The organism is Pseudomonas sp. (assembly GCF_033723075.1).
GTDB lineage: Bacteria > Pseudomonadota > Gammaproteobacteria > Pseudomonadales > Pseudomonadaceae > Aquipseudomonas.
On the sequence record NZ_JAWVXU010000054.1, the window covers coordinates 1 to 2,033 of the forward strand.

Annotated in this window: 3 protein-coding genes and 1 pseudogene; all 4 read right to left on the minus strand. The window is 62.2% G+C overall.

The genetic code is table 11. The features are described 5' to 3' along the window. Positions 1-201, minus strand: a 201-nt coding sequence (locus R3355_RS24220) for a c-type cytochrome (protein WP_413243564.1), incomplete at its 3' end; no start/stop codon positions are given. A gap of 55 nt (positions 202-256) precedes the next feature. Further along, a complete protein-coding gene (dsbG, locus tag R3355_RS24225; protein ID WP_318963685.1) occupies positions 257-1,036 on the minus strand; it encodes a thiol:disulfide interchange protein DsbG in 780 nt (259 codons plus the stop codon). Next, on the minus strand, positions 1,033-1,848 hold the full coding sequence (locus tag R3355_RS24230) for a TlpA disulfide reductase family protein (RefSeq protein ID WP_318963686.1): 816 nt from the start codon (positions 1,846-1,848) through the stop codon (positions 1,033-1,035). Before R3355_RS24230 ends, dsbG begins: the two co-directional genes overlap by 4 nt. Continuing rightward, positions 1,848-2,033, minus strand: a pseudogene (locus R3355_RS24235) (thiol:disulfide interchange protein); the annotation flags it as partial. The gene R3355_RS24230 and the pseudogene R3355_RS24235, both read right to left, overlap by 1 nt.

A 2,033-nucleotide genomic window follows, 5' to 3' on the forward strand; every position in this document is an offset into this window, starting at 1 on the left:
CATGTAGACGGCGGACAAACCGGCAAGCCGCGGAAATCCGGCTGCGGCCATGCCCTCAGCCTCGGCACCATGGCAGGTGGCGCACGCCATCGCGGCAGTATTGGCGCCGCCTTTGCCATAGACAGCGGTCGGATCTGCCGCCTGGGTAGACACGGATATCGCTAAAAGCAGCCCTGCCAGGGGCCAGCGAGAGACGTTCATGTAGCCTCCACATCATTATTGTTTTAGGTATCGGCACTGGCCGATTGGTAGCGGTTCAACGTTTCGCGGACAGCGGCCCCATGATCTGCTTCAGCGAATCGGGACGAGGAGCACCTTGCTGTTGTTGCAGGCGTCCCTCGTCGTCCAGGTAGTAAATTGCCGGCGTTGCCGAGGCCCCCATTTCACCCATCAATGTCAGGTTCGCCTCGAGCTGTTCATTTACCTTAGGCGAAATGCTTTCGACCGGCTCCAGTTTACTTGCCTTGCCTGCCGCCTCATGGGCGTTGAGGGCCGCCTGGGGATCCTTCGCAACCAGCAATGCCGCGGCTTTTCCCGCGCTGTCCGCACGCAACATGCCGACCATTACATGACGAAGCTGAACATCGCCGGCTTCGACCCAGGGCCGTGCCTGTTTCCAGAACATGTTGCAGAACGGGCAGTTCGGATCGGAAAACATGTAGACGGTCCGCGGCGCCTCAACTGCGCCGTCCTGAATCCAGGTACTGCTTTCGAGCCCTTGCCACATTTCCTTGCCCAGGGGTTCGTACACCAGTTCTTCAAGCGGAGCGCGTGTCAGGTCTTCGCCACTTGCATCCAGCAAACTGCCGATCAGAACATGATCGCCGTCCGGCGTCAGGTACAGCGCCATACCCTCTCCGTTATAGCGCGCGGCGTAGCCTTGTAAACCGCCAGGGGCATCAAAACTGCCGACAACTTTGGCTCCGCGGGCTTCAATCGCCTGGATCGCAGGTGGCAGGGTTTGCGCCAACGCCAGCGGCACTGGCAGCAAAGCAATGGTGGAAAAGAACAGGGAAATCGGTCGCACAAGATTCATGGCGGAGTATTCACCTCTAGTTGTTCAAGGGCGCGCGCCAGGCTGGCGCGCGACAGTTCACCGAGGTGGCTGCCAACCTGGCGCCCCTCGGCATCGTAAAAAAGCGTGGTCGGCAATGCCGAAGATCCGATGCGCTGGCCAAGCCGTCCGCCAGTGTCGAGCAGTACGTTTTCCAGGCCGAGCCCTTCGGCGCGGAGGAAGTCAGCGATGAGCCGTTCGCCCTCGCCCTGGTTGACGAAGAGGAAGGTCACCTCGGATTCATTGCGCTGCGCTTCGGCCAGTACCGGCATTTCTCGCCGACACGGCGGGCACCAGGTAGCCCACAGGTTGACGACCAGGGGTTTGCCGACGAAGTCCTGCAAGGCCACCGGCTTGCCCTGGTTATCCCGCAGGCCCATCTCGGGGAGGCGCGTGCCCTGCTCGAAAGCATGGAGTGCCAAGGTAGCGAACCCCCAACTCAGCACACCCACCGCCACGGCCCAGCCAAGCGGTTTGCGCAAGGTCCCCTCGCGCCAGGCGAGCCATGCGCCGAGAAGCACAGCGGCCAGCACGCCCGGCCAGGCTATGAAGCCGCCGTCGCGGATATCGATCACGCGCCAGGGCTCGTCCCGAAAATGCTCGAAGTACACCAGCACGAACGCCAGGCGAGCGACCAGCAATGCCACCAGCAGCAACCTGAACAGCTGCTGCTCGGGATTGCGCTCGCTGCGGCGTCCAACCCACCAGCCGGTCAGCAGCGCCAAGAACAGGCTGACCAGCAGCAATACATGCGGAACGGCCAGTGCCAGGGGACCGACATTGATCGTCAACATCAGCCTCGCTCCATGGTTTCGTTCCACTTGCTGAGGAATTGGGCGGCGTCGACCTCACCGGTGATGCGCTGCGAGCGGCGCTCGACGCCGTCCGGGCCGATCAACAGCAGTGTCGGCGGCCCCATGACTTGGTAGCGGTGCAGCAGCGCTCGACTGGCAGGATTGGTTTTCGTCACGTCGGGACG

Excerpts from the sequence above, each read along its gene's own strand:
- dsbG (WP_318963685.1), bottom strand. The coding sequence starts at position 1,036 with ATGAATCTTGTGCGACCGATTTCCCTGTTCTTTTCCACCATTGCTTTG.
- R3355_RS24230 (WP_318963686.1), bottom strand. The coding sequence starts at position 1,848 with ATGTTGACGATCAATGTCGGTCCCCTGGCACTGGCCGTTCCGCATGTA.